This is a genomic window from Clostridioides sp. ES-S-0001-03, assembly GCF_020676075.1.
Taxonomy (GTDB): Bacteria; Bacillota; Clostridia; order Peptostreptococcales; family Peptostreptococcaceae; genus Clostridioides.
In genome coordinates this window covers 295,085-319,675 of the sequence record NZ_JACVWJ010000003.1, presented here as the reverse complement: position 1 = coordinate 319,675, position 24,591 = coordinate 295,085, and the positions used below count along the sequence as shown (strand labels likewise).

Below are 24,591 nucleotides of genomic sequence, written 5' to 3'. Positions count from 1 at the left end.
TCAGTTATGATTAATAGTTTTACTTATTTATATCATATATTTTATCAACTTTTACTAAAAAAACCTTACTATGTTTAAAAATATTTGTTTTATATAAAATCAATTAATACCCTATATTATATAAATAATAAAACTAATTATATTTTCCTTATTAAAACCATAAATATATAAATTAATTAACATTAATGAACAAGAAAGTCAGTAGAGCGTGATGTATCAAACCATACATTTTGCTCTACTGACTTTTATTACTTAACTAAAACTTCAATATTTTCATCTTGCCCATCTATAACTATAGTACATCCATTATATATATCTCCAGCAATAAGTTTTCTTGCAATTATAGTTTCTAATGTATTTCCTATATATCTCTTAAGAGGTCTTGCACCATACACAGGGTCATAACCTTCTCTCACCATTACATCTTTAGCTGAATCTGTAACCTCAATAGAAATATCTTTTTCTTTTAATCTATTTTTTAAATCTTCCATAAATATGTCTATAATTTTCTTGATATTATCTTGGTCTAAAGGTTTAAACATTATAATATCATCTACTCTATTTAGAAATTCAGGTTTAAATCTATGCTTCATCTCATTCATTACAAGACTGTTAGTAGTATCTGTTATATTTCCACCTGCTTCTAATAAATAATTACTTCCTATATTAGAGGTCATTATTATAAGAGTATTTTTGAAGTCTACAGTCTTACCTTTATTATCAGTAAGTCTACCATCATCTAATATTTGTAAAAACATATTAAATACATCTTCATGTGCTTTTTCTATCTCATCAAATAATATTACAGAATAAGGTGCACGTCTAACTGCTTCTGTAAGTTGTCCGCCCTCTTCATATCCTACATATCCTGGAGGAGGTCCTACTAATCTTGATACAGCATGTTTTTCCATATATTCAGACATGTCAATTCTAATTATATTGTCTTCACTATCAAATAAATTTCTAGCAAGAGTTTTTGCAAGTTCAGTTTTTCCAACTCCTGTAGGCCCTAAGAATATAAATGAACCAATTGGTTTTCTTTCATCTTTTAGGCCAGCTCTTGCACGTATTACTGCATTTGAAACTGCTGTAACAGCTTCATTCTGTCCAATAACTCTCTCATGAAGTTCATCTTCTAGCTTAAGTAGCTTTTCTCTTTCACCTTCGACTAATTTAGTTACTGGTATACCTGTCCACTTTGATACAATATTAGATATTTCTTCTTCTGTAACTTCTTCTTTTAAAAGTGAGTTTTCAGAACCATCATTCATACTTTCTTCATATTTCTTTATTTGCTCTTCTAATTTAGGTATTTCACCATATTTAACCTCTGCTGCTTTGTTAAAATCATATTCTCTTTCGTACTTTTCAGCTTTTCCTTTAGCTTCATCTAATTGAGATTTTAAATTTTTGATATCTAGTATTTGACTCTTCTCTTTTTCATATTTAGCAGTCATTTCATCATTTTTAGATTTTAACTCTGCTATTTCCTTTTGAATATCTTCTAATCTTGTCTTACTCTTATCATCATTTTCTTTAAGCAAAGCTTCTCTCTCAGTTTCTAGTGTAAATAATTTTCTTCTAACCACATCTAATTCTGTTGGCAATGAATCTATTTCACTACGAATCATAGCTCCAGCTTCATCTATTAAATCTATTGCTTTATCTGGTAAAAATCTATCTTGTATATATCTATGAGAAAGTTTTGCTGCTGCTACAATAGCATTATCATGAATTCTTACTCCATGATGTATCTCAAATCTTTCTTTAAGTCCTCTAAGTATAGATATTGTATCTTCAACAGTAGGTTCTTCTGCAATTACAGGTTGGAAACGTCTTTCAAGTGCTTTATCTTTTTCTATATATTTTCTGTACTCATCAAAAGTAGTTGCACCAATACAATTTAACTCTCCTCTTGCAAGCATAGGCTTAATCAGGTTACCTGCATCCATTGAGCCTTCTGTTTTACCAGCACCAACTATAGTATGAATCTCATCTATAAATAGAATGATTTTTCCATCAGAACTTTGAACTTCTTTTAAGACAGCCTTTAATCTTTCTTCAAATTCTCCTCTATATTTTGCACCAGCAATCAATGCACCCATATCAAGAGAAAATACTATTTTATCTTTTAATCCTTCTGGTACATCTCCTCTTACTATTCTTTCTGCTAAGCCTTCAACTATCGCAGTTTTACCTACACCTGGTTCACCAATTAATACAGGGTTATTTTTTGTTCTTCTTGATAAAATTCTTATAATTCTTCTTATTTCTTCATCTCTTCCAATTACAGGGTCTAATTTATTTTTTTTAGCTAAATCTACTAAATTTGTTCCATATCTAGCAAGTGCATCATATGTTCCTTCTGGGTCTTGCGTTTCTACCCTTTGACTACCTCTAACTTGTGATAAAACATTTAAAAAATCATTTTTATTTATATTATATTGTTTCAATATTTTACCAACAACTGATTTTGATTCTGTTTCCATCATTGCAAGCATAACATGTTCAACACTTATATATGAATCTTTAAATTCTTTAGAAATACTTTCTGCTTTTATAAGTACTTCATTTATTTTTCTAGTAGCTGACACTCCTTGTGAATCTGCTCCTTCTCCATATACTTTTGGAAGTTTATCCATTTCAAAGTTTACAGTATTTCTTAAAGAATCTATTGATATATTCATCTTTTCTACTATATTTGGTATTAATCCATCTTCTTGATTAATAAGTGCTGAAAAAAGATGAATTACATCTACTTGTTGGTTATGATTTTTTACTGCTTCATTATAAGCCTCATTTAAACTTTTTTGAACTCTTAAAGTCATTTTTTCTACGTCCATATAAATCCCTCCATTTTAATATTATATCCAAATAAATTAAATTCTCTCATTTATGATTATTGATTTTCTAAGCTCTAAAAGACTATCAAGCAAACTTTCATTTTTTTGTATGTCAAAACTTAATGTCAGATTAAAGGTTCCATCTGAATTAAAAAAATCAAACACTTCTTTTGATTTTGCTCTTAGATATAAATCTTCATCTATAAGTCTTTTTTCACCTATTAACAAATATTGGCACTTATCTATAAAACTCTTTCTAAAATCAATAGTATATAGATTTTCTAAAAGATTATATTGGTAAATTGCAATATTATTAAACACTTTTAATAAATTTGAATTTACAAAATTGTAAATTTGATTATCGTTATACAGTGATATTTGTTCATATATATACTCTCTAAATAAAGGATGAATGTTTTGTTTAAGTTTCAAAGTAACTTCAGCTGGTATTTCAAAATACAACTTCCAGTATTCAGAATTATTTTTTTCTAATATAAATGCTACTCTGTTTAAACTAGTGGGGCTAATCTCTTTTAATGTACATTCAAAATTATAATATCTCAAACTAGTTTCTTCATTTTCAAATACATAATCAAACCACTGTAGAACATTTCTATCAAGTTTTAAACTCATATAAAAACCTTCTTCCTTATTTACTAACCTTATTAGGTCTTTTTATCTGATTATATTCTTCTAGTAAACTTTCTTTATCAGCTTTATTTCCTTTATATGCTATATGTGGATTTATCATATACTCACCATTTTTTACTTTCTGTAAAAAATCTAATTTTTTTAGTTCTGTAAACAATGAAGACAAGGAAGTCTTTGGATATTCAAATTCGCAAGATAATTCATGTAGTGTTTTCCTAATCTTATTATTTTTATCCATAGAATTTATCAATTTTATTGGAATTAAATCTCTTTTAGTATACATTCCTTCTGCCACTTTGATATAATTTTTAAAGCAAACATTCATATATTTACTTTTGTTCATAACCAAATTTCTACTTTCTGTGTATTCTTGATTTAAATCTTTTTTTAATGCCTTATCTAAATTAAATATCTCTTCTCACTCTCCTTATCTCTAATTGATAATATAAATATATTACAAAAAAATATGTATGTCAAAAACAAAAATAGCAAAAGTTTATCTATAAGCTAAACTTTTATTTATCTATAAGCTAAACTTTATTGTTTTTTAAAATCAGTATTTTCAATTTATTGGTAAGATTTTTGAATAATATTTGTAAATTTTTTTTAAAAATTTTAATATGCTCAGTAAAATAATCTTTTCTACAGAGTAAAACCACTAAACACATAATATTTCCAATTATTTTTTTGTAAGTTTACTTGACATAGTATATATATATTTATATAATGTATATATACTATATATACAATTTAAGGAGGTGTTTAATTGAATATAGTTATTAGTAATTCAAGTGGCAAGCCAATATACGAACAAATTACTACACAAATTAAAAGTATGATTATAAGTGGAGAGTTGCCAGAAGGTACTGCTCTTCCAAGTATGAGATTATTAGCAAAAGAACTTAGAATAAGTGTAATTACTACAAAACGAGCATATAGTGATTTAGAACATGATGGATTTATTGAAACAGTTACTGGTAAAGGTAGTTTCGTATCTGGCAAAAATATGGATTTTGTTAAAGAAGAACAACTTCGTTTAATCGAAGAATATCTACAAAAAGCAGTTGATACAGCTCAAAGTAGTGGCATTACATATAATGAGTTACAAGATATTTTACTTTTATTATATAAGGGAGAATGATAATTATGGACGCAATAACTATAAAAAACCTAAACAAAGTTTACAAAAATTTTGCATTACAAGATGTATCTTTTTCAGTACCAAAAGGCTCTATAATGGGATTTGTAGGTGAAAATGGTGCAGGAAAAACTACTACACTAAAATCAATTTTAAATTTAATATCTTATGATAGTGGAAATATTGAAATCTTTGGCCTTGATAACATAAAAAATGAAAAAGAAATCAAAGAACAAATTGGTGTCGTATTTGAAGGAAGCAACTTTCATGAGAATTTAAATACAAATAATATCTCAAAAATTATGAGCCATATCTATAAAAACTGGGATGATAGACTATTTAAAGAATATTTAAAACAACTAAGAGTTCCAAATAATAAACTAATTAAAGAATTTTCAAAAGGTAATAAAATGAAACTTAGTATTGCTGTAGCTTTATCTCATAAACCAAAGTTATTAATATTAGATGAAGCAACTAGTTCACTTGACCCTATTGTAAGAGAAGAAATATTGGATATATTCTTAGATTTTATACAAGATGAAGAACATTCTATTATTTTATCTTCACATATTACAAGTGATTTGGACAAAATAGCAGATTATATTACATTTATACATAAGGGGAAAATTGTATTTAGCGAAAGCAAAGATGAATTAATCGATACTATGGGTATCTTAAAATGTAATTCTAATGATTTTGCTAAACTTACAAATGAAGATTATTCATATTATCGTAAAAGCCAGTTTGGATATGAAGTACTACTTAAAGATAAGTATAAATTTATTACAAAACATCCAAACCTTATAGTTGATAATACATCAATTGAAGAAATTATGTTATTTTATGTGAGAGGTGATAAATAATGAAGGGACTAATTTTAAAGGACTTACTTAATTTAAAAAGCAATATAAAATTTCTAATTTTATTTATGATTGTATTTGGATATATCTCTTCTGTTGGAGATGGAAATAACAGTAGTTTTATAGGTGTTATTATAGTTTTATGTACAACAATGATTGTTTCAACATTTTCATATGATGATTTAAATAAATGGGATAGCTATGTACTTACAATGCCTATCAAACGTGACACTATTGTATTAAGTAAATATTTAACTATGTTAATATTTAGCTTTATAGGTGTATTTTTTTCACTTATTATTCGCATTGTTAATGGATATTTTAAAAATACACTTGTTTTAGATGATACTTTAGTTATTACAGGATTAATTTTATCAATTTCAGTATGTTTTGCTAGCCTTATTTTACCACTTATTTATAAATTTGGTACAGAAAAAGCTAGTTTATTAATGATTGCATGCTTTTTACTTCCTACTGCTGCAATATTAGGATTTAAAAGTCTTTTGGAAAGATTTAATTCAAGTATTTCTATTGAAATTATACTTAATACTTTAGTTTATTCTCTTCCATTTATTGCGATTTTATTATTTGTAATTTCATATTTTATTTCTACAAAAATTTATTGTAAAAAAGAAGTGTAAAATATATTAACACTAGTTTTATATTTAAGTGATTTTATAAAAGATTTTATAAAAATACTATCAGGGTAAAATTTGATAGTATTTTTGTTTTTTATGAATTCATTTCTACTCGGATTTTTATTTTTTTATTATTTATTTATTCAGTAACATCCTATTATTTTCTAAATATACTGATATAATATAATTATCTGATAAATTTAGTTGACAATTATATTTTTAGGAGGGTACCCATGTTAGGACAAAGATGTATGGATTATTTACAAACATTAGGAAAAATAAGTTCAACAACAGGTCTTACAAGACTTATATTAACTGATGAGCATAAAAAATCGATTGAATTAATAAGTTCTTGGATGAAAAATTTGAATCTTGATATTGAAATTGACGATATTGGAAATATTATAGGTACATATAAATCTAATTTCTTAAACGCACCTACATTAGTAGTTGCATCTCATCAAGATAGTGTAAAATGTGGAGGTATATTTGATGGAATGCTAGGAATAATTGTTCCTCTAATTGGACTTGAAGAAGCTATAAATAATAATAAGTCTTATCCATTTAATATTAAATTAGTTGCATTTGCTGAGGAAGAAGGAACAAGATTTGAAACATCTCTAATGGGAAGTAAAGTTTTTGCTGGTACTTTTAAAGAGGAACTACTCAAATCTGTTGATGAAAATGGAATTACGCTTGAAGAAGCTGTGACAAAATTTGGATTTGATACTAAAAATTTAATAAATTTACACCCTAGAAAAGATATTGATGCTTATTTAGAATTCCATATCGAACAGGGACCTGTCTTAGAAAACAATGCTCTTCCTGCTGGTATTGTTTCAAGTATTACAGGATTTAAGAGTTTTAAAATATCAGTAAATGGCAAATCTGGCCATGCTGGAACACTCCCAATGGATATGCGATTTGATGCTGGATGTTGTGCTTGTGAATGTGTATTATCAATTGAAAATATAGCTAAGATAACGCCTGATTTAATTGCTACAGTTGGAAAGATGAATTTCTATCCATCATCATCAAATGTAGTTCCTGAAAGGGTTGATTTTACTCTTGACATCCGCTCATGTTCACAAGAAACTCTTGATACTTCAGTAATAAAAATATTTGATGAAATAACTCGCATATGTCAAAATAGAAAACTTAATTATACAAGTGAACTCTCTTTTGAAAATGTTCCTGTACCATGTTCTGATAAAATGACAAAAGTTATAGAAAAAAGTTTTGTGGATTTAAATCTCAACCCATTTTATATTTATAGTGGCGCTGGTCATGATGCTCAAGAAATGGATAATATAACTGATATAGGCATGGTATTTATAAGATGTACTGAAGGCATAAGTCATAATCCTAATGAAAATGTTACTGTGAATGATTTAGATATTGCAGTAAAAATATTTTTAAAAATACTAGATAATCTTAATCTAAAATAATTTTACGATAATACTCTTCATTCTGATGTATAAAAAAAGAAAATAAACATGAAAAAGGTAGCAACTAACTCTAATTGCTACCTTCTAATTCTATTTATATAAAAGTTGATTTCTCATCAATAATATCACATCTATCATTTCCATTAGATATATGTCTTACTTATAATTATACATTCTATTCGTAATTATCTCATTTTAAATAATATATATTATACAGTAAATATTTTTCTAATAATGACAATAAATATTCAAATTATTTTTAATATCTCCATTGATTTTTATCTATTTACCTTAAAAATATAAAGGATACCAAAGCTGATATCCCTTATAAATGTTATATATTCATTTTTTATTATAGTTCCAATTTAATATTCAACTTAACTCATAGAGTTAGAAAATTCCTCTCCTGCTGTAACAAGATTAGATAATAATACATCAGCCAGTGCATCATTAGCTGAACTTATTATCCATTTATTATCTTTCTTAGTACATTCAAACTCTACAGTTTTTGTTACAAAAGTTTCTTCAACACTTTTTTGCTTTTCTTTCATAATTGACACTAACATTTCAGTTGTTTTCTCATCTGTTAAATCTTGACCTGAAAAACTCATGCCAAGCATCTTTGTAAATGCTTCAGCCACTATTTCTTTAAGTAATGGTGTTGAATCTACAAACTTACACTCTACTTGAATTTTTGCATTATTATCTTTAATCTCACTGTCTTTTATTGTGTATGTTATTTTAGATGCATTATGTTTTAGATAATCTAAAACATACTGTGTACTTGGGTCTTCTGTTTCTAATTCTTTTAGTATATCCTTATATTTTTCATCATTATTTTCCATAACTTTGTTCATACCTTCAAAGTCAAATTTCTTTGCACTACTAAAAAAATTATTGATTGTATCTTCTGGTTTTGCACTTGAACATGCTGTCAAAGATATTGCTAATAAAAAAGTTGTTAAAAGTAATATGATTTTTTTCATATCTCAAATCCTCCCTCTTAATTTGTTAATACATAAATTATTTTAACATATAATGAGGATTTTTAATAATATATTTAGAATATTTATGACTTTTATCAAAACATAAATCTAGATTAAAAAATATTTATATTAAATTATTATTCATATTTACATCAGTCATAGTAGAAACCATAACAGCCTTTATAGTATGCATTCTATTTTCTGCCTCTTCAAATACTTTTGAATACTTGGAATTAAATACCTCGTCAGTAACCTCTAATTCTGATAATCCAAACTTTTCATAAATTTCTTGACCAACTTTAGTTTCTAAATCATGAAAAGCTGGAAGACAATGTAAAAATATAACATTTTCATTTTCAGTTTTCTTTATCATATCCATATTCACTTGATAATCTTTAAGTTGATTTATTCTCGCTTCATATTGTTCTTCTTCTCCCATAGAAACCCATACATCTGTATATATAACATCAGCACCCTTTACATCATCAATATTTTCAGTTAACAATATATCTCCTTTAGACTTTTTAGCTATTTCTTTCATATCTTCAACTAACTTTTCATTTGGCCAAAGTTCTTTAGGAGCAAGCGCTACAAAATGAATTCCCATTTTAGCACATCCTATCATCAATGAGTTACCCATATTATTTCTAGCATCCCCAACATAAACAAATTTAACTTTATTTAAATCTTTATCTACATTTTCAATTACTGTTAGAAAATCTGCAAGTATTTGAGTTGGGTGATATTCATCTGTAAGGCCATTCCAAACAGGTACTCCAGAGTATTTTGCTAAACTTTCAACTGTTTCCTGTTTAAATCCTCTAAATTCTATACCATCATAAAATCTTCCTAAAACTTTTGCTGTATCGGATACAGATTCTTTTTTACCCATATGGCAGTCATTGGGTCCTAGATAAGTTACATGAGCACCTTCATCATGAGCAGCCACCTCAAACGAACATCTAGTTCTTGTTGATGTCTTCTCAAACAATAATGCTATATTTTTACCTTGCAATAAATCTCCTTTTATACCAACCTTCTTCTTAGTTTTTAAATAACTAGATAAAGTTAATAAATATCTAATTTCCTCTTTTGTAAAATCCTTTAATGTTAAAAAACTCTTTCCTTTTAAACTTATATTATTCATATTGATTTTCCCCTTTTTGTAAATTTATTTAAATGCTATAAAATTTTTAGTTTCATATATTTTTATCTACTCTAATTCTCACCCTAACAATGAATCTTTTAATAACTTAATTATCTTCTAGTAATATATCTTTTAAAATTTCAAGAGCTTCATTTATCTCCTTGTAGCTAATAGTTAAAGGTGGTAAAAATCTAAGTACATTCTTTCCAGCAGTCAAAATAAGTAATCCTTTTTTTCTAGCTTTTTCTTCTATAGTGCTAGATTCAATAGTAGTTTCGATTCCTATCATCAAGCCCATACCTTTTGTCTTTACTACGATTGTACTATTAAAATTTTCAATAGATTTTCTTATATAATCTCCTTTTTCTAACACATCTTCATAAAATCCTTCTTTAGATATTTCATCTAACACAACAGAAGTTGCCACCATAGCTAATAAATTCCCTCCAAATGTTGTACCTTGGTCTCCTTTTCCTAAAACTTTTGAAAATTTTTCATTTACTAATACTCCTCCTATTGGTATCCCTGCGCCTAAACCTTTTGCAATTGTAACAATATCTGGTTTTACATCAAAATATTCATATCCAAAAAGTTTCCCCGTTCTTGCTATGCCACATTGAACTTCATCAAATATTACTGCTATGTCTTTTTCTTTACATATTTTTACAAGTTCTAAAATATAATCTTTTTCAAGAACATTAACTCCACCTTCACCTTGAACTGCTTCAAGAATTACTGCACAAACAGTTGAATCAATATTATTTTTAAAATCTTCAATATCGTTTTTTTCTACATATTTAAATCCTTCGGGAAGTGGATAAAAATATTTATGGTACTTATCCATACCAGTTGCCATCAAAGACATCATTGTTCTACCATGAAAAGAATCCTTTAAACTTATGATTGTCCCTCTTCCTTCACCATATTTATCACTACTGTACTTTCTTGCTATTTTAAAAGCAGTTTCATTTGCTTCTGTTCCAGAGTTACAAAAATATACTTTATCCAATCCACTTATATTAATTATTTTTTCTCCTACAGACAATACTGGACCATTGAAATATAAGTTTGATGTATGTAATAATTTGTCCACTTGCTCCTTTAAAGCAGTTTTTAAATTATTATTACTATATCCAAGAGAAGACACTCCGTATCCGCTTGTAAAATCTATATATTTATTGCCTTTAGTATCAAAAAAGCAACTACCTTCGCCATAATCTATAATAAAATCAGGTTGGCTATATGTATTTATGAAATATTCCTCCCATTTTGAAACTATATTATTGTTATTTATCTTCATTTTTATCATCCTCACTTAAGTTTATAATCTTTTTTATATTTAACTTATTTTCTTATTCATTTTCTTTTCTTATTAATGTGCCTATTCCACTATCAGTAAATAACTCTGTTATTATAGAATGAGGAACTCTTCCATCTAAAATATGAACTCTATTTACCCCATTATTCAAAGCGTCTACACATCCATGTATCTTAGGTATCATGCCACCAGTAATTATACCTTCATCAAATAGCTTATCAACATCATCTAGTATAACTTCTGTTATCAATGACTTTTCTTCATCTGGATCTCTTAAAAGACCTGGCACATCAGTAAGAAGTATCAGCTTATCTGCATTTAATTCTTTAGCTATAGCTGATGCTGCTGTATCTCCATTTATATTATAGGTCTCACCATCTTCTCCTACTCCAATAGTTGCAATTACTGAAATATAGCCTGATTTCAAGCAAGATTCTATAAGTTCAACATTTACTTTCTTTATTTCTCCAACAAATCCTAGTTCATAATTTTTATATGGGTCACATAAAATCATATTATTATCTATCCCACAAAGCCCTACTGCTCTTCCGCCTTTTGTATGTATCTTGTTTACTAAGTCTTTATTTACCTTTCCAGCTAAGACCATTTTTACAATTTCCATAGTTTCTTCATCTGTATATCTAAGCCCATTTACAAATTTACTTTCTATATCTACTTTAGCAAGCATTTTATTGATTTCTGCTCCTCCACCATGTACTAAAACTATATTTATTCCAACATAACTCATAAGTACAAGGTCTTCCATAACAGACTCTTTTAAACCATCTTTTTTCATTGCACTTCCACCATACTTAACTACAATAGTTTTGCCTTGATGCTTTTCTATATATGGTAAAGCTTCTATCAGTGTATTTGCTTTTTCTATATCAATCATTAAGCATTTCCTCCTAGTTTCTATAACTTCCATTTATTCTTACATAATCATAACTTAAATCACATCCCCATGCATTTCCTCTAGCATTTCCCATGTTCAAATCTACTAATATACTTATTTCATCATCTTCAAGAATTTTTTTCGCTTTTTCTTCATTAAAATCCAACCCATTTCCCTGTTTACATACTTCTATATATCCTTTCATGCTTTCAAAAATAATATCTACTTTTTCCATATCTATTTCTTCACCCGCATATCCTAAAGCACACAATATTCTTCCCCAATTTGCATCAGCTCCAAATACAGCTGTCTTTACCAAGGAAGAAGATATAACTGTTTTTGCTAACTTTACTGCATGTTCTTCACTTAGTGCTCCATTTATATAGCATTCAATTAATTTTGTACATCCTTCTCCATCTTTAGCAACAAGTTTAGCAAGTTCTATACAAACATATGTAAGCGCACTTAAAAATACTTGATAATGTTCATCTTTTTCATCCATTCTCTCATTTTTCGCTTTTCCATTTGCCAAAATCATTACCATATCATTAGTACTTGTATCTCCATCTACACTAACTCTATTAAAACTTTTATCAACTGCACTTTTTAGAGCTTCTTTTAAGAGAACGCTATCGATATTTGCATCTGTCGTTATAAATCCCAATGTTGTTGCCATATTAGGATGTATCATTCCTGAACCTTTTGCCATACCTCCAATAGTTATTTTTTTATCTCCATACATTATTGCTACTGCTATTTCTTTCTTTATAATGTCAGTTGTCATAATCGCTTCTCTTGCTCCAATATGACCTTGTTTACTGAGATTACTTACTAACTCATCCATATTTTTTTCTATTAAATCTATATTTAGTGGTTTTCCTATAACACCAGTAGATGCAACCAAAACATCATCTTCTTTAATATTTAATTTTTCACTAGTAAATTTAGCCATTTTATATGCGTTTATAAGACCTTCTTTTCCATTAAATGTGTTAGCATTAGCACTATTGACTATAATCGCTTGTGCTTTTCCATTTTTAATATGCTCCTGTGTTACATAAACTGGATTTCCTTTAACTTTATTTTGAGTAACTACTGCTGCTGCATCACATAAAATATCTGAATAAACTAAAGCTAAGTCCCTCTTTTCTTTATTTTTTCTTAAGCCACAGTGAATTCCTGAAGCAACAAACCCTTCTGGAACTGTAACTCCACCTTTTATAATCTCCATTTTTATCCTCCTAATTATATGAGTTTAGTATTTTTCTATTCCTAAAATGCTGGTGCAATATGCTTTAAGCCTGTAGTCTCCTCAATTCCAAACATTATATTCATATTTTGTACGGCTTGCCCTGCTGCCCCTTTAATCATGTTGTCTATAGTTGAACAGATTATTAATGTATCTTTATTTTCATGTACTGATATTACACATTTATTTGAATATACAACATTTTTTAAAGAGGTTATCTTATCTAATGGGAGTATTTCTACAAATTCTTTATATTCATAATAATCAGTTAATTTTTTATGTATATCACCTATAGATACATTATCTTCTTTTATGCAGTATATAGTTGATAGTATCCCTCTATTTACTGGAATTAGATTTGGTGTAAAAACTACATCTACATCTTCTTTATACGCTTCACTTAGATTTTGTTCTATTTCTGGAGTATGTCTATGTTTTCCTATTTTATATGCAGTTATATTCTCATTAACTTCTGTAAAATGACTACTTGTTGATAACTCTCTACCAGCTCCTGTAAGACCTGATTTAGAATCAATTATTATATTATTATTTTTTATTAATTTAGAACTTAATAATGGCATCAATGGTAAAGAAATACTAGTAGGATAACATCCTGGATTTGCAACTATATCAGCACTTTTTATATCTTCTTGATATATCTCACTTAATCCATATACAGCTTTTTTGTGCAAAATTGTATCTATAAAAGATACTCCATACCATTTACTATATATTTTTTCATCTTTTATTCTGAAATCAGCACCTAAATCTATGACTTTCTTTTTAGATTCAATTGCTTTTATTGCAAACTTTTCACTTACACCATGTGGAAGAGCAGTAAATACAACATCACACATATCAATTACTTTTTCGTTTTCTATACATGTCATACTGTTTTCATAACCTATACTTGGGTATATATCAACTATGTTTTTGCCAATGTATGAATTTGAACCTATAGCTGTAACTTCTACTCCTTCATGATTTATTAGTAATCTTAGTAATTCTACACCAACATATCCAGTTGCTCCAATAATTCCAGCTTTTATTTTGCTCATTTTATTTCCTCCGTTTTATAATTATTTTAAGAATATTTCGAATTATTTTTTTAAATTAATATTATTATTTAATAATCATTTGATAATATATAAGTTTAAAACTATCTAACTAACAATAAAAAGCCCCTTAGCATTATAATGCTAAGAGGCGAATTTCCGCGGTACCACTCTTATTGGTAAAATTACAATTATAATAATTCTTATGAATTAAAAAGTATTTGCAAATGTATATTTAAAATTAAAAAAGCCTCTTGGTCAAAGACCAAGAGACGAATATACACCCGCGTTACCACTCTAATTGATAAGATAATCTTACCCACTCTAATCTCTTAAGGCGAGACTCACCAATTACCATACTACTAATTCTGGTAACTTCCTCCAAAGCTCTATTCACAATAAAATTCATTACTAGGCTTCCACCATCCCTAGCTCTCTATCAAATCCTTTTATGCTACTTTCTTTTTCATAGGATTTCAATTTCTTTTCTTGTTGTTTTATATAATAATTTATTTTTAGTAGTTTGTCAATATTATTTATAAATTTTTGGAAATTTTTTCTAGGTTGTTAATTTCCACCATTTTGTATCCGAGTTACGATATAACTTAAAACCACATCTTAATAAAACATTTTGTGAATCTGTATTGTAAGCATCAGTTTCAGCTATCACAGAAGAAACATTTAGTTGACTTAATCCCCAGCTACATATCTTTTTAATAGCTTCTGTCATATATCCTTGTTTTTTATAATCCTCACCTAATCCATAACCAATCTCAATTTCACCATAAGAATTTGGCACATCTTTAAAATCGGCTAATCCTATAATTGTACGGTTTTCATTTAACATAATAAACCAAAATGTATAAAACAATATATTTTTTTCATCTTTTTTAGCAATATTTAATTGTCCTTTTACAATATCATAAAAAAAACCAGTCATTGGTTCTGCACAATAAATGCATTCTAATTCCTTTTCTAATTCTGAATTATTGGAAGTCCAAAGTTCAAGTTGACGAAGTGATAGTGGAATTAGAGTTAATCTTTCTGTTTTTAATATCATTTTTTCTCCTTTTAAGAGAAAGACTAAAATTGTTATCAAAGAATTCTTAATCATACACAACAATAGTCTTTCTTCTGATTTTCTTTTTAATCTGATAAAAGCTCATCTATCACATGAAATTTCATTTATTAGTTCTATATTTTCTAACAGGCTATAAAGTATATTAGTATCATAAATTTTACTACTCAATATCTTTTTTTATTTCTACAACATCCTCAATTTTACAATTGTAATTATTGAAAATAAAATTGATGGAAATTAACTGATAAAAGTATCATTATTAATTCAACACAGTTGAACAACAAGTGAGAATACATATAGATTTGTGTAAATATATATACATTCTAGCTTGATACTATATATGTGATAATTAGTTGCATAATATCGAGAATGATCTATATTTTTATAAGTTTAAGAATTATTTTTTAGAGAGTGTATTCCATTTATTAATACTTTAGAATCTATTTTTAAATATCTAGAATACATCCAAACAATTGGACTACGAAGCCTACCTCTAGAGCAAACAATTATTATCTTTTTACTATTATTATCGCTAATAGATAGAAGCCTATCTTTTATTTTTTTACGATTTTTTATTAAACCATATAAGACAACAATTCCTGCGATGGGTTTATTCCTGTGCAGGAAGTCATATTCTTTTTCATTAATAACAGAGATATTATGTTCTAATTTGGCTATACTACCATATTCTATCGATGTACGTACATCAACAGTTACTTCATCAACGATTTCACTATGTTTTATTAGATATTGTGGACATAATTTTTTCATGTATACATCTAAAGTCTGCATAAGTATCTCTCCTTAACTCTTTGCATAATATATTAATTTATTATACTATAAGCAAGTTCACCTTTACAGTTGTTTATTAATATAAATTTATAATTATTATAAAAATATCTTAAATATATCATAGGATTTATATGAAGCTTTTACAATTTAGAGTGGAAATCACACTCATTTAGGTTGAATGGATAGCACAAATAGTATATAAAAAACATTGATACATACACATATAATGTTAATATAAGTATATGGAGAATAAATATAGAAGAACTCAAACAACAGCAAAGGATACTACTATTAATGAAAAGCTTACAATAGATTTAAAATTACTTCCTTTCTTTTGAAATTTTTAAATAAATGAAATTATTCCTTCCCATGTAAGAAAGTGACAAAACTAATTATTAAAAGTTAATTACAGTCAAACATATCTAAAAACAATACACAACCATCTTGTTGCAATGTTTAGTTATTCTGTAAAATATTATAATTTGACTAGTGAATAAATATACTAACAATAGCAGAACATTTATGACATGAAAAAATTGAAACAACATGGAATGTATATTCTCATTTATGTCCAAACAAACACCTAAAAATTGCACAAAAACTAGAAGATTTAAATTTATATCTTATTTTAATTAAGTTTTAAAAACCTTTACTATCTAAAAATTTTTCAATTTTTTTCTCAGAAAGTATCTCATTAGTTATAAATTCTCCATTGAAAAAAAGACTATATGTAGTAAATGGTGCAGGAGCATTTTGTGCTTCTTTTGCTGTTTCAAATTTTATAAGATTTACTTCAACACCTCTAGCATTCGCAATTTTTTTTAAAATAGGAGCATATTTTGCAGTATGTGGACACTGATTACTGTAATATAAAACTATCCCATTCTCCTTTGATTTACTTTGTTTTACACAATCTTTAAAGCATGGAATAGGTGCATTATCAGTAAATGGAAAATACAATAACTCATAACTTGGTTCTGATGTATCTGCCATATAAAATCCTTTATATTTTAAATACTTAGAATCAGATAAAAATGGTAGCTTTTTTTCAGATGAAAGTACAACTAACCCATATTTTCCTTTTGACTTTGCATCATCAATGCATTTTTGTAGTAATAAATTAGAGTATCCTTGTCCTTTAAATTTTCCAGATACCCAGAAACAATTAATATACATATAATTATCTGCAGTAATAGGACACCATGCATTTTCTGCTGGTATATATTCTATAAAAACTTTACCTCTTTCATCTAATCTTTTAAATACAAGACCTTTGTCAAAATTACTTTTCATCCAATATTTTTTAGAAGAAACACAGTTTTCTCCCTTTTTTTCAGTAATTGCACAACATACATGTTCATTATCAATATTGTTTGAATTTATATCTATAATCTGCATATTACCTCTCCTTCTCTCTTTACAAAATAGTTTTCATATATATACTATATCTTTAATTGTACTATTATATATATGACACTTATATGTCATATATATTTTCATTTTATATTAAATTATTTTAAATTTATCATTATTATTAAATTATATGTAAAATTAAATAAATTTTTATGTTCTAACTATATTATATATGGATTGTTTTATTAATCACCTTTAAATTCAAATTTAATAAAACAATTTATATTGAAATAAATATATTTAAGGTATATAATTATAAGAAAAATTTTTAATAATAGAGGTGTTGTTTATAATGTGTGAAAAGTACCTAATAAGAGAATTAAAAGAACCTGATATTAGAAGTGCATTAAATTTAATTTGGAATGTATTTGAAGAATTTGAGTCTCCAGATTATTGTGTTGAAGGAATTAAGTCATTCCATGAATTTATAGAATATAACTCTATTATTGAAAAAGTCAAAGAAAAATCTATTTTCTTTTGGGGCTGTTTTGATTGTGAAAAGTTAATTGGGGTTTTAGCTATCAGAGACCTAAATCATATATGTATGTTATTTGTAGATAAAAATTATCACAAATGTGGTGTTGCAAAAAAATTAATGGATATAGGTGTAAAGTATTGTACTGAAAACATAGATGATTTAACTGAAGTAACTGTAAATTCATCCCCTTATGCTGTTGAAGTTTACCATAAATTAGGATTTAAAAATACTAATGCTGAACAGATTGTCAATGGTATACGTTTTACTCCAATGAAACTATCAATATCAAATTAATTTAACAAAGAAATATATCAAAAGCAAATCCACTTAAAGTTTTTAAAGTTGATTTGCTTTTAGATTAAATTTTTAAAGTACACTATTTTTCTTTAAGTTTTAAGTAATATACTTTGAAAGAATCTTCTAGCAAAGACATTAATATTTATTTTTTTACTTCTTATTTTCTAATCCAATCTATTAATTAAATCAACTATATTATAATTTATTGATATATATGTAATGTTGATTATTAATTCTATCATTTACATTAATATTTAGCGATATATTTAGTCATACTTTTTATGAATACCTAATAGTACAGTATCAACAGTGTCAGATAAACTTTTTATGGCTTCTTCTGAATCTAAAAGAGCTTTTCCAAGTTGCAAAGTTGAATATCCATGAATCACACTCATCAACAAATTTAATACTTCATCTATATTCTTTGTTCTTAAATTACAAGAAAGAATAAGTTTTCCTAATAGCGATTTATATTCTTCAAATATCTCTGATGTTTCTTTGTTCCCATGCCAAATAGCCCATTGAATTGTTTCATAAACCCCAGGATGAGCAATTATAAAATTAAAATATGCAATACTTACAGACTTTATAGCTGTATCTCCAGAATCACCAATAGCAACTTTCTCCATCTGTTTATTCATTTTCCTCATACCATTATGAGCAACCTCTCTCAACAAATCATCTAAGCTTTCTATATGATTATATAAAGAAGGTGTACGTATACTTAGTTTTTCTGCAACAACTTTTAAAGAAAGCTTGTTAAGCCCATCTTTATCAGCTATATCAGATGCTACCTGTATTACTATATCTCTACTAACACGCATGATTATACCTCTCTCAACTAAAATTAATTACTTTATTAGTTTAACTAATCTAATTAGCTTCGTCAACAATTAAGACTTATAAAAAACTTTATATTGAGTGCAATGTTGACAATTTAATTTTAGTTTAATATAATACTAACTATATTAGTATTATAACTAATTAAATTAGAATATTACAGTATAATTTTATAGTTTAATAGATATATCAATAGATACTATATATTAAACTGAAGGGAGATTTTTATGGAAAAGAAATATTTTCAAATTCATGGAATTCCTTCAATTCTTTGGGGAAATCCTTCAAACAAATTGTATATTTATATACACGGACAATGCGGTTATAAAGAAGAAGCCGAAAGTTTTGCTAATATCGCTGTTAATCATGGATGGCAGGTTTTAAGCATTGATTTACCTAAACATGGAGAACGTAAAGAAGAAAACATTTCGTTTGACCCATGGAATGTTGTTCCAGAGTTATTAGCTATAATGAAATATGCAAAATCTAATTGGAATCAAATTGCATTATATGCAAATAGTATTGGTGCATGGTTTAGTATGTTAAGTTTTGAAAATGAGAATCTGGAAGAGTGTGTTTTTGTATCTCCAATTCTCGATATGCAACAGCTTATTTCTAATATGATGCTTTGGGAAAATGTATCAGAAGAACAACTTAAACATGAACTAATTATTCCAACTTCATTTGGTCATACACTTTCATGGGAATATCTGCAATATGTCAAAAAACATCCTATTACTAAATGGAACACTACAACAAGAATACTATATGGTAAACATGACGAACTTACAGAACTAAGTGTGGTAGATAAATTTACACGCCATTTTAATTGTAATTTAACAGTTATAGAAAACGGGGAGCATTGGTTTAATACACAAGAGCAATTAAAAGTATTAAATAAATGGACAAATACTTTATTTGAATGAAGATAATTTCATTATTACTATTTATCTATAAATTAGAATAATTATTCTATCAATTCACTTTATTTTAGTATCATTAAAATAAGCGATAATAAAGCTAAAATTATTCCAACTAGCATAATATTATTTAATATTTTAGAACTTATATTCTTTTTCATATAAACTTACCACCTTAATATTTTTATTTATATATACAATAATATTTTTATATTTTAATCAATATTTTTTTATTGAAAAACAATAAATTATATATTATAATCAATAATATAACCTATATTAAGGAGATGGTATTTATGAGTACAAAATTTTTTAGAAATATTCTAACAGTGTTTTTGTACATTATGTTAGTAAGTATGGCTGCAACAGGTATAATATTCTTATGTATGATACCCATATCTTTGTATAATTTTAGCTTTGAAAAATTGATTATTACAATTGTTAGAATTGTTTATTTTTCTGACTATTATATAGTTATTTTATTCCTAACTTTTATAATTAATAGCACTAAATACTCACCTTTTATACTTGAAAATGTTAAGAGATTTAAAATAATGGGATATTGCTTATTGATAAATACTATAATTGAATGTATCAATGGTTATAGTGTAAATGCTGGTCCTATAAAAATATTTGGAACTGATAATGGAGGAATTTCACCACTTATGGTCATCTCTTTTATCTTTTCACTAATGTGTTTTGTAATTGCTGAAACATTTAATAAAGCTATAAAAATAAAAGAAGATAACGATTTAACGATATAGAGGTGATATTATGGCAATTATAGTTAATCTAGATGTAATGATGGCAAAAAGAAAAATATCACTTAAAGATTTGGCTGAAAAAATAGATATTACAAATGCTAATTTATCAATTTTAAAGACTGGTAAAGCAAAAGCTGTTAGATTCACCACTCTAAATGAAATTTGTAAAGCTTTAGACTGCCAACCAGGTGATATACTTGAATATGTAGAAGATGATTAAGAAAAGAGTGTCTAAAACACTCTTTTTGATTATCACCTATAGCTTTTATTATTTTAGTGGAACATTTAGACATGTTGCCAAATCTTTTTCAGGTGTACTAATAGGTATTAAATTAAATGTATCAACTAAGTATTGTAGTACATTTGGACTTATAAAGGCTGGTAAACTTGGCCCTAAATAAATATTTTTTATATCTAGTGATAATAATGCTAATAAATCTGCCACAGCTTTTTGCTCATACCATGATAATATTATTGAGAGAGGAAGACTATTCACATCTGTATCAAATGCATCAGCTAAAGCTAAGGCTATTCTTACTGCTGAATAAGCATCATTACATTGACCAACATCTAACAACCTAGGAAACCCCGCTACTTCACCAAAGTTTAATTTATTAAATCTATACTTTCCACATGCAAGTGTAAGAATTATACAATCTTTAGGAACTTGTTTAGCAAACTCAGTATAATAGTTTCTTCCAGGTCTTGCACCATCGCATCCTCCAATAAGGAAGAAATGTCTTATATTTCCAGATTTAACTGCATCTACTATTGCTGGTGCATTACTTAATGTAGCATTATGTCCAAATCCTACTAATATTTCATATGGTTCTTCACTTTCTTCAAACCCACCAAGTTCTAGTGCTTTATTTATTATTTCACTAAAATCTTTTTCTCCATTTTCACTTTTACCTATATATTTTACACCATCCCATCCGACGACACTAGTTGTAAAAATTCTATCTTTATAAGAATCTCTTGGTTTCATTAAGCAATTTGTTGTCATCAGTATACATCCTGGTATAGAATCAAATTCCTTCTGTTGATCTTGCCATGCTCCTCCAAAGTTCCCTACTAAATGAGTATATTTATTTAATTCTGGATATCCATGACAAGGAATCATTTCTCCATGAGTATATATATTTATCCCTTTTCCTTCTGTTTGTTTAAGTAACATTTCCAAATCTTTTAAATCATGTCCTGAAACTATTATAAAAGGTCCTTTTTTTATTTTTACATTTACCTTATGAGGTTCTGGATTTTTATAAATGGTAGTATTAGCTTCATCTAGTTTTTGCATTACAGCAACACTCATATCACCCGTCTTAAGAGTTAATGTTATTAAGTTTTCTAAAGAAATATCATCATCTGTAATTGCTGATAATGCTCTAAAATAAAATTCATCTACCTGATTATTATAATATCCAAGCTCTCTAGCCTGATGCCCATAAGCACTTATTCCTTTTAATCCATAAAGTATTGTCATTCTTAGTGAACGTATATCAGGGTTTAAACTTTCATCAAACATTATTCCAGCTCTTTTAGCATCTTCTATCATTTGACTTCTTGTTTCACTTAAATTATATTCAGCATACTCATTGTTTACAATAGGTTCTTTAATTTTTTCTCTTAATCTCTGCTTTATTTCTTGTGATTTTCTTAGCATATTTTCATGTACATCACCATCAAAATTTACATTTGTTAAAGTCGTAAATAAACTATTTTCTACAAAAGAAACTATATCTTTATCTATTTTTTCTCCATTATCTAACAAAACTTTAGCATAACAACTTATACCTTTTAATTGATAGATTAATAAGTCTTGAAGTGCTGCTATTTCTGGCGTTTTACCACAAACCCCTATTTTTGTACATCCTTTTCCACCAACAGTTTGCTCGCATTGATAACAGAACATTGAATTTTCCATATATTTATACCTCCTCTTTACCTTGTTACATAGTTTACCCATATATGTTATATATTATAAAAATAGTAAATTAAAATTGCATCTTCAAATGTACATACTATGATAAGTATTCTCTATAATGAAAGTAAGTAAATTTAAAGGTACTCCTAAATTATTTTAGATATGATTTAAAAATTTAAGTAAACTATTTTTAAATTTATTTGATTTTAAAACAAGAATGTTGAATAATAACTCATTCTAATGTATTATTGTAGTTGTAGAATAAAACTAAATCGGCAAAACTAGAGAAATTTAGTGACGCAAAGCTATAGGGACTAAGACTTATAAATTAAATTATGAGTTATGTCAGACAGTCTTAAAAATATATTTTTAAGACTAATAATAACCAAAAATGTTAACTAAAAAATATAATTGAATAGACATTCCTATTAATCTATGATATAATAGTATTTGTGGTAATACACAATTAAATCAAGTATATCTTGATATAGGTTAATAGGAGTATTTTTAATGAATAATGGAATAGTGAAATGGTTTAATAATGAAAAAGGATTTGGGTTTATATCAATAGAAGGTGGAGATGATGTATTTGCTCATTTCTCAGCTATACAAACTTCAGGATTTAAATCATTAGAAGAAGGTCAACAAGTAAGCTTTGATATAGTTAAAGGCGCTAGAGGTCCTCAAGCAGAAAATATAACTATATTATAATATATAGATTTTTCGGGAAAGACTCTTTTGAGAGTCTTTTTTTATTGATAATTTAAGCAAAATTTTATTTAAATAAAAAAACTGACTGTCAGTTAAATGTCAGTCAGTTTTTTATAGTATTTTTACTCAAAAACTGATGGATTTGAGATTTTTAATAATTAATCATACTTATTAATATATAAACTTTACTCGTATACAGAATATCTCTTCCAGATTTGCTCTAAGTCATCGAAGTGCTGTTTAATATCTTCTTTTTCTTTCATACCAACAGAGATTGCAAGAGCATTTGAAATACTAAGTGCTGGAACTAGTGAATCTACAAATGAAGCCATATTACTCTTAACCAAAAGAGTATTGTCTGCAAGTGCTGCTACTGGTGCAAATAAACTATCTGTTAATGAAATTACATGTGCTCCTTTTTCCTTAGCATAATTGACAATTTGATAAGATTTTTTTGAATAACGTGGGAAACTAATTGCAACTATAACATCTTCTTCGTTTATTCTTACAATCTGTTCAAATGCATCTCCCATATCCATTCTAATTATATGGACATTATCAAGTATTATATCTAAGTAAAAACCTAGGTATTGAGCTACTACAAAAGAACTTCTCATACCAAGTATATATATTTTTCTTGCCTTTAAAAGTTTATTAGAAGCTTCCTTAAATGCTTTTTCATCAATTTCTTCTAATGTTGATCTTATATTATCTATATCACTCTTTAAAACTTTGTTCAATATTGCAAAATCATCAGAATAATCATGTGCCATTTCAACTCTTTGTACTGTAGTTAATTTATTTTTTATGAGTTCTTGAAGTGCAGCTTGTAATTTTGGATACCCACTATAGCCTAGAGCATTTGCAAACCTTACAACAGTAGATTCACTCACTCCTACAGTTTCACCTAATTTGCATGCAGTCATGAATGCAACTTTATCATAATTATTCAAAATATATTGTGCTATAAGTTTTTGCCCCTTACTTAACCTCGTGTATTGAGATTGTATATTTGATATCAAATGTTTACTATCTTTCATTTCATTTGTTTCTTCCATTTTTTTCTCCTTTTAGTTATATAAACTATTTTCTTTTTATCACTACTAATATTTTTTCTAAAAATTTTATTATTTTAGTTTT

At 27.0% G+C, this 24,591-nt stretch carries 24 protein-coding genes, 1 riboswitch and 1 other annotated feature; of the genes, 9 read left to right on the top strand and 15 right to left on the bottom strand.

Annotation, left to right across the window (positions count from 1 at the left end; genetic code table 11):
* Window positions 1-248 precede the first annotated feature (248 nt).
* The 3 genes from clpB to IC174_RS07925 are packed head-to-tail and all read right to left on the bottom strand — an operon-like array spanning window position 249 to window position 3,837.
* Window positions 249-2,843, bottom strand: a complete 2,595-nt coding sequence (gene clpB, locus IC174_RS07935) for an ATP-dependent chaperone ClpB (RefSeq protein WP_227435070.1) — start codon at window positions 2,841-2,843, stop codon at window positions 249-251.
* A gap of 36 nt (window positions 2,844-2,879) precedes the next feature.
* Window positions 2,880-3,476, bottom strand: a complete 597-nt coding sequence (locus tag IC174_RS07930; RefSeq protein WP_227435068.1) for a hypothetical protein — start codon at window positions 3,474-3,476, stop codon at window positions 2,880-2,882.
* A 16-nt stretch (window positions 3,477-3,492) separates the two neighbouring features.
* Complete coding sequence (locus IC174_RS07925; RefSeq protein WP_227435067.1) at window positions 3,493-3,837, bottom strand: replication/maintenance protein RepL; 345 nt, start codon at window positions 3,835-3,837, stop codon at window positions 3,493-3,495.
* Between the two features lie 423 nt (window positions 3,838-4,260).
* On the opposite strand from IC174_RS07925, the gene IC174_RS07920 reads away from it, so the two are divergent.
* The 4 genes from IC174_RS07920 (at window position 4,261) to IC174_RS07905 (ending at window position 7,578) form a co-directional block, all read left to right on the top strand.
* Complete coding sequence (locus IC174_RS07920; RefSeq protein ID WP_227435065.1) at window positions 4,261-4,635, top strand: GntR family transcriptional regulator; 375 nt, start codon at window positions 4,261-4,263, stop codon at window positions 4,633-4,635.
* Window positions 4,632-5,495, top strand: a complete 864-nt coding sequence (locus IC174_RS07915) for an ABC transporter ATP-binding protein (RefSeq protein WP_227482608.1) — start codon at window positions 4,632-4,634, stop codon at window positions 5,493-5,495. The genes IC174_RS07920 and IC174_RS07915 overlap by 4 nt, the downstream gene beginning before the upstream one ends.
* Window positions 5,495-6,133: an ABC-2 transporter permease gene (locus IC174_RS07910; protein WP_227482607.1), complete on the top strand. Its 639-nt coding sequence runs from the start codon at window positions 5,495-5,497 to the stop codon at window positions 6,131-6,133. The genes IC174_RS07915 and IC174_RS07910 overlap by 1 nt, the downstream gene beginning before the upstream one ends.
* 230 nt (window positions 6,134-6,363) lie before the next feature.
* Window positions 6,364-7,578 carry a M20 family metallo-hydrolase gene (locus tag IC174_RS07905; protein WP_227482606.1) on the top strand — a complete coding sequence of 405 codons (1,215 nt, stop codon included), beginning with the start codon at window positions 6,364-6,366 and terminating at the stop codon, window positions 7,576-7,578.
* Window positions 7,579-7,955: 377 nt separating this feature from the next.
* On the opposite strand, the gene IC174_RS07900 is transcribed toward IC174_RS07905, so the two are convergent.
* The 9 genes from IC174_RS07900 to IC174_RS07860 all read right to left on the bottom strand — a co-directional run bounded on the left by IC174_RS07900 (window position 7,956) and on the right by IC174_RS07860 (window position 17,499).
* The gene (locus tag IC174_RS07900) at window positions 7,956-8,564 is read right to left on the bottom strand and encodes a DUF4878 domain-containing protein (RefSeq protein WP_227482605.1); all 609 of its coding nucleotides are present in this window, start codon (window positions 8,562-8,564) and stop codon (window positions 7,956-7,958) included.
* A gap of 124 nt (window positions 8,565-8,688) precedes the next feature.
* Window positions 8,689-9,711: an ornithine carbamoyltransferase gene (argF, locus tag IC174_RS07895; protein ID WP_227435057.1), complete on the bottom strand. Its 1,023-nt coding sequence runs from the start codon at window positions 9,709-9,711 to the stop codon at window positions 8,689-8,691.
* A 106-nt stretch (window positions 9,712-9,817) separates the two neighbouring features.
* Window positions 9,818-11,011 (bottom strand): aspartate aminotransferase family protein, encoded by a 1,194-nt coding sequence (locus IC174_RS07890; RefSeq protein ID WP_255613184.1) that lies wholly within the window; start codon window positions 11,009-11,011, stop codon window positions 9,818-9,820.
* 52 nt (window positions 11,012-11,063) lie between these two features.
* A complete protein-coding gene (argB, locus tag IC174_RS07885) occupies window positions 11,064-11,924 on the bottom strand; it encodes an acetylglutamate kinase (RefSeq protein ID WP_227435056.1) in 861 nt (286 codons plus the stop codon).
* A 13-nt stretch (window positions 11,925-11,937) separates the two neighbouring features.
* A complete protein-coding gene (gene argJ, locus IC174_RS07880; protein ID WP_227435055.1) occupies window positions 11,938-13,155 on the bottom strand; it encodes a bifunctional glutamate N-acetyltransferase/amino-acid acetyltransferase ArgJ in 1,218 nt (405 codons plus the stop codon).
* A gap of 41 nt (window positions 13,156-13,196) precedes the next feature.
* Window positions 13,197-14,231 carry an N-acetyl-gamma-glutamyl-phosphate reductase gene (gene argC, locus IC174_RS07875; RefSeq protein ID WP_227482604.1) on the bottom strand — a complete coding sequence of 345 codons (1,035 nt, stop codon included), beginning with the start codon at window positions 14,229-14,231 and terminating at the stop codon, window positions 13,197-13,199.
* A 262-nt stretch (window positions 14,232-14,493) separates the two neighbouring features.
* Window positions 14,494-14,707: a binding site (T-box leader), on the bottom strand.
* Window positions 14,708-14,787: 80 nt separating this feature from the next.
* A complete protein-coding gene (locus IC174_RS07870) occupies window positions 14,788-15,288 on the bottom strand; it encodes a GNAT family N-acetyltransferase (protein WP_227482603.1) in 501 nt (166 codons plus the stop codon).
* Between the two features lie 411 nt (window positions 15,289-15,699).
* Window positions 15,700-16,101 (bottom strand): hypothetical protein, encoded by a 402-nt coding sequence (locus IC174_RS07865; protein ID WP_227435051.1) that lies wholly within the window; start codon window positions 16,099-16,101, stop codon window positions 15,700-15,702.
* Window positions 16,102-16,740: 639 nt separating this feature from the next.
* On the bottom strand, window positions 16,741-17,499 hold the full coding sequence (locus IC174_RS07860) for an N-acetyltransferase (protein ID WP_227482602.1): 759 nt from the start codon (window positions 17,497-17,499) through the stop codon (window positions 16,741-16,743).
* Window positions 17,500-17,806: 307 nt separating this feature from the next.
* Here IC174_RS07860 and IC174_RS07855 point away from each other — a divergent pair, with 307 nt between their 5' ends.
* The gene (locus IC174_RS07855; RefSeq protein ID WP_227482601.1) at window positions 17,807-18,286 is read left to right on the top strand and encodes a GNAT family N-acetyltransferase; all 480 of its coding nucleotides are present in this window, start codon (window positions 17,807-17,809) and stop codon (window positions 18,284-18,286) included.
* A 269-nt stretch (window positions 18,287-18,555) separates the two neighbouring features.
* On the opposite strand, the gene IC174_RS07850 is transcribed toward IC174_RS07855, so the two are convergent.
* Window positions 18,556-19,113: a TetR/AcrR family transcriptional regulator gene (locus tag IC174_RS07850; RefSeq protein ID WP_227482600.1), complete on the bottom strand. Its 558-nt coding sequence runs from the start codon at window positions 19,111-19,113 to the stop codon at window positions 18,556-18,558.
* 243 nt (window positions 19,114-19,356) lie between these two features.
* Between IC174_RS07850 and IC174_RS07845 the strand changes: the two genes are divergently transcribed.
* From IC174_RS07845 to IC174_RS07835, 3 genes are all read left to right on the top strand, one after another.
* The gene (locus IC174_RS07845; RefSeq protein ID WP_227482599.1) at window positions 19,357-20,055 is read left to right on the top strand and encodes an alpha/beta hydrolase; all 699 of its coding nucleotides are present in this window, start codon (window positions 19,357-19,359) and stop codon (window positions 20,053-20,055) included.
* 290 nt (window positions 20,056-20,345) lie between these two features.
* Window positions 20,346-20,813 carry a DUF2975 domain-containing protein gene (locus tag IC174_RS07840; RefSeq protein WP_227435040.1) on the top strand — a complete coding sequence of 156 codons (468 nt, stop codon included), beginning with the start codon at window positions 20,346-20,348 and terminating at the stop codon, window positions 20,811-20,813.
* A 10-nt stretch (window positions 20,814-20,823) separates the two neighbouring features.
* Window positions 20,824-21,033, top strand: coding sequence for a helix-turn-helix domain-containing protein (locus IC174_RS07835; RefSeq protein WP_227482598.1), 210 nt, complete (start codon window positions 20,824-20,826; stop codon window positions 21,031-21,033).
* A gap of 48 nt (window positions 21,034-21,081) precedes the next feature.
* On the opposite strand, the gene hcp is transcribed toward IC174_RS07835, so the two are convergent.
* Entirely contained in the window at window positions 21,082-22,740 is a 1,659-nt protein-coding gene (gene hcp, locus IC174_RS07830) for a hydroxylamine reductase (protein ID WP_227482597.1), read from the bottom strand.
* A gap of 264 nt (window positions 22,741-23,004) precedes the next feature.
* A riboswitch (cyclic di-GMP riboswitch) is annotated at window positions 23,005-23,101 on the top strand.
* Between the two features lie 149 nt (window positions 23,102-23,250).
* Between hcp and IC174_RS07825 the strand changes: the two genes are divergently transcribed.
* A complete protein-coding gene (locus tag IC174_RS07825; protein WP_021384215.1) occupies window positions 23,251-23,451 on the top strand; it encodes a cold-shock protein in 201 nt (66 codons plus the stop codon).
* A 185-nt stretch (window positions 23,452-23,636) separates the two neighbouring features.
* Here IC174_RS07825 and IC174_RS07820 read toward each other — a convergent pair whose 3' ends face one another.
* Complete coding sequence (locus IC174_RS07820; protein ID WP_227435034.1) at window positions 23,637-24,509, bottom strand: MurR/RpiR family transcriptional regulator; 873 nt, start codon at window positions 24,507-24,509, stop codon at window positions 23,637-23,639.
* Window positions 24,510-24,591 lie beyond the last annotated feature (82 nt).

Bases quoted from the DNA above. Each gene is read 5' to 3' on its own strand.
- clpB (WP_227435070.1), bottom strand. From the start codon at position 2,843: ATGGACGTAGAAAAAATGACTTTAAGAGTTCAAAAAAGTTTAAATGAG.
- IC174_RS07930 (WP_227435068.1), bottom strand. From the start codon at position 3,476: ATGAGTTTAAAACTTGATAGAAATGTTCTACAGTGGTTTGATTATGTA.
- IC174_RS07925 (WP_227435067.1), bottom strand. From the start codon at position 3,837: ATGAACAAAAGTAAATATATGAATGTTTGCTTTAAAAATTATATCAAA.
- IC174_RS07915 (WP_227482608.1), top strand. From the start codon at position 4,632: ATGATAATTATGGACGCAATAACTATAAAAAACCTAAACAAAGTTTAC.
- IC174_RS07910 (WP_227482607.1), top strand. From the start codon at position 5,495: ATGAAGGGACTAATTTTAAAGGACTTACTTAATTTAAAAAGCAATATA.
- IC174_RS07905 (WP_227482606.1), top strand. From the start codon at position 6,364: ATGTTAGGACAAAGATGTATGGATTATTTACAAACATTAGGAAAAATA.
- IC174_RS07900 (WP_227482605.1), bottom strand. From the start codon at position 8,564: ATGAAAAAAATCATATTACTTTTAACAACTTTTTTATTAGCAATATCT.
- argF (WP_227435057.1), bottom strand. From the start codon at position 9,711: ATGAATAATATAAGTTTAAAAGGAAAGAGTTTTTTAACATTAAAGGAT.
- IC174_RS07890 (WP_255613184.1), bottom strand. From the start codon at position 11,011: ATGAAGATAAATAACAATAATATAGTTTCAAAATGGGAGGAATATTTC.
- argB (WP_227435056.1), bottom strand. From the start codon at position 11,924: ATGATTGATATAGAAAAAGCAAATACACTGATAGAAGCTTTACCATAT.
- argJ (WP_227435055.1), bottom strand. From the start codon at position 13,155: ATGGAGATTATAAAAGGTGGAGTTACAGTTCCAGAAGGGTTTGTTGCT.
- argC (WP_227482604.1), bottom strand. From the start codon at position 14,231: ATGAGCAAAATAAAAGCTGGAATTATTGGAGCAACTGGATATGTTGGT.
- IC174_RS07870 (WP_227482603.1), bottom strand. From the start codon at position 15,288: ATGATATTAAAAACAGAAAGATTAACTCTAATTCCACTATCACTTCGT.
- IC174_RS07865 (WP_227435051.1), bottom strand. From the start codon at position 16,101: ATGCAGACTTTAGATGTATACATGAAAAAATTATGTCCACAATATCTA.
- IC174_RS07860 (WP_227482602.1), bottom strand. From the start codon at position 17,499: ATGCAGATTATAGATATAAATTCAAACAATATTGATAATGAACATGTA.
- IC174_RS07855 (WP_227482601.1), top strand. From the start codon at position 17,807: ATGTGTGAAAAGTACCTAATAAGAGAATTAAAAGAACCTGATATTAGA.
- IC174_RS07850 (WP_227482600.1), bottom strand. From the start codon at position 19,113: ATGCGTGTTAGTAGAGATATAGTAATACAGGTAGCATCTGATATAGCT.
- IC174_RS07845 (WP_227482599.1), top strand. From the start codon at position 19,357: ATGGAAAAGAAATATTTTCAAATTCATGGAATTCCTTCAATTCTTTGG.
- IC174_RS07840 (WP_227435040.1), top strand. From the start codon at position 20,346: ATGAGTACAAAATTTTTTAGAAATATTCTAACAGTGTTTTTGTACATT.
- IC174_RS07835 (WP_227482598.1), top strand. From the start codon at position 20,824: ATGGCAATTATAGTTAATCTAGATGTAATGATGGCAAAAAGAAAAATA.
- hcp (WP_227482597.1), bottom strand. From the start codon at position 22,740: ATGGAAAATTCAATGTTCTGTTATCAATGCGAGCAAACTGTTGGTGGA.
- IC174_RS07825 (WP_021384215.1), top strand. From the start codon at position 23,251: ATGAATAATGGAATAGTGAAATGGTTTAATAATGAAAAAGGATTTGGG.
- IC174_RS07820 (WP_227435034.1), bottom strand. From the start codon at position 24,509: ATGGAAGAAACAAATGAAATGAAAGATAGTAAACATTTGATATCAAAT.